This window comes from Pseudomonas sp. PA-4-8C, from assembly GCF_021606625.1.
GTDB classification, from domain to species: domain Bacteria; phylum Pseudomonadota; class Gammaproteobacteria; order Pseudomonadales; family Pseudomonadaceae; genus Aquipseudomonas; species Aquipseudomonas lactis.
In genome coordinates this window covers 1-1,802 of the sequence record NZ_WKCD01000498.1, presented here as the reverse complement: position 1 = coordinate 1,802, position 1,802 = coordinate 1, and the positions used below count along the sequence as shown (strand labels likewise).

Here is a 1,802-nt window from a genome sequence, read left to right as displayed (position 1 = left end):
TGTGAATCCCCTGCTGAAAAATACAGAGGATGCGGGCAGGGGTGCTCGAGGAGAAGGTGGGCGGGCTGGACGCTTACAGTTGAAGTGTTCGCGCAAACGATCCAAGAGTGTCATGAGACGAGTGGGCAGCTCATGCTGAGTCAGGATGACCGGCATGCGCTTCATGATAGCCAACCCTCTGGGTAGGCTAATCCCGAACTCCAACAGGAAACCATGCATCTGGTTGACGGTTTTGGTGCGGTCTCGCACCAGTGGCTCTCGTAGACGATGCAAAACCGAAAGCGTCTGCTGGGCTTCGGTCTTAGGCGAAACGAAACGCATGGACGGACGTGATGCCGCTTCGCAGATGGCTTCGGCATCGACAAAATCGTTTTTGTTACCCTTGACGTAAGGGCGAACGAACTGAGGGGAAATCAGCTTGGCTTCATGCCCCATGACCATCAACTGGCGAGCAACGAAATGCGCTCCAGCACAGGCCTCCATCACTACGGTACATACCGGAAGGTTGCTGAAGAACTGCATCATCTGCTGACGTGAGAGTTTCTTACGAAACACCCCCCGGCCTGTCTTGTCCTGACCGTGCAGATGAAAGCTGTGTTTGCCGAGATCAATCCCGACCATTGCTAACTCGCTCATGATGATGGCCTCCGAAACGTAACCCCCTGGGAAAGCCTAGCTCTCTCAAGGTGTGGGGGTGACCATCTCATTAGGCTACCGCGCTCTTGATGTCGGAAGAACACGAGCGCATGCGCTAATTGATCAGCTAAGTGCGCGTGAGTCAGTTGAGTTGCTGTGCGAAGCCTTTGAAGTACCGCGCTCCTGCTACTACGACCATTGCCTGCGACGCCGCGCTCCAGATGTTGAGCGGATTCGATTACGCAGTCGCGTCAACGAATTGTTCACGCAAAGTCGAAGCGCTGCCGGCAGCCGCAGCATCGTGTCGATGATGCAGGAAGATGGCGAGCAGATTGGCCGGTTCAAGGTACGTGGCCTGATGCGGGAGCTGGGATTGATCAGTAAGCAACCGGGCTCGCATGCTTATAAAAAAGCGACGGTGGAGCGACCAGATATTCCGAATATTTTGAATCGAGAGTTCGATGTTCCTGCGCCCAATCAGGTGTGGTGTGGCGACATCACTTACATCTGGGCACAAGGGAAATGGCATTACCTGGCTGTGGTTATGGATCTCTTCGCGCGCCGAGTAGTGGGCTGGGCATTGTCGAGCAAACCGGATACGGATCTGGTGATCAAGGCGCTGGATATGGCCTATGAACAACGCGGTAAGCCTCAGGGCCTGCTGTTTCACTCGGATCAGGGCTCGCAATACGGCAGCCGACAGTTTCGCCAACGGCTCTGGCGATATCGCATACGTCAGAGCATGAGTCGTCGAGGTAATTGCTACGATAACTCGCCTATGGAGCGTGTTTTCCGGAGTCTAAAAACTGAGTGGATACCGACCGTTGGCTACATGACGGCCCAAGAAGCGCAGCGAGATATCAGTCATTATTTGATGCATCGCTACAACTGGATTCGGCCACATCAGTTCAACAACGGGCTACCACCAGCCCAGTCCGAAAAAAGACTTAACGTCGTGTCCGGGATCAGTTGACCACTACACTCTTCACGAGAGAGCTTCCAGAACCATCTAAACGGAGGGAGAGCAAATGAGTGCAGCGACACTGGCACGTGCACCTTCTGGCGTGACGTGGGACGGCATCAATTGGGCCGATGTCCAACGTCAGGTAAGAAGGCTGCAAGTACGTATTGTGAAGGCAACACAGGAAAGCAGACATAACAAGGTG

2 protein-coding genes and 1 pseudogene are annotated in these 1,802 nt (G+C 54.2%); 2 read left to right on the top strand and 1 reads right to left on the bottom strand.

Going from position 1 to position 1,802, the window contains the following annotated elements:
* A partial coding sequence (locus GIW04_RS30420; protein ID WP_236479582.1) for an IS110 family transposase occupies nt 1-636 on the bottom strand: 636 nt, incomplete at its 3' end.
* A 73-nt stretch (nt 637-709) separates the two neighbouring features.
* Between GIW04_RS30420 and GIW04_RS30415 the strand changes: the two are divergent.
* Nucleotides 710-1,609 (top strand): annotated as a pseudogene (locus tag GIW04_RS30415) (IS3 family transposase); the annotation flags it as partial.
* 55 nt (nt 1,610-1,664) lie between these two features.
* On the top strand, nt 1,665-1,802 hold a 138-nt coding region (locus tag GIW04_RS30410; protein WP_236479583.1), incomplete at its 3' end, for a reverse transcriptase N-terminal domain-containing protein.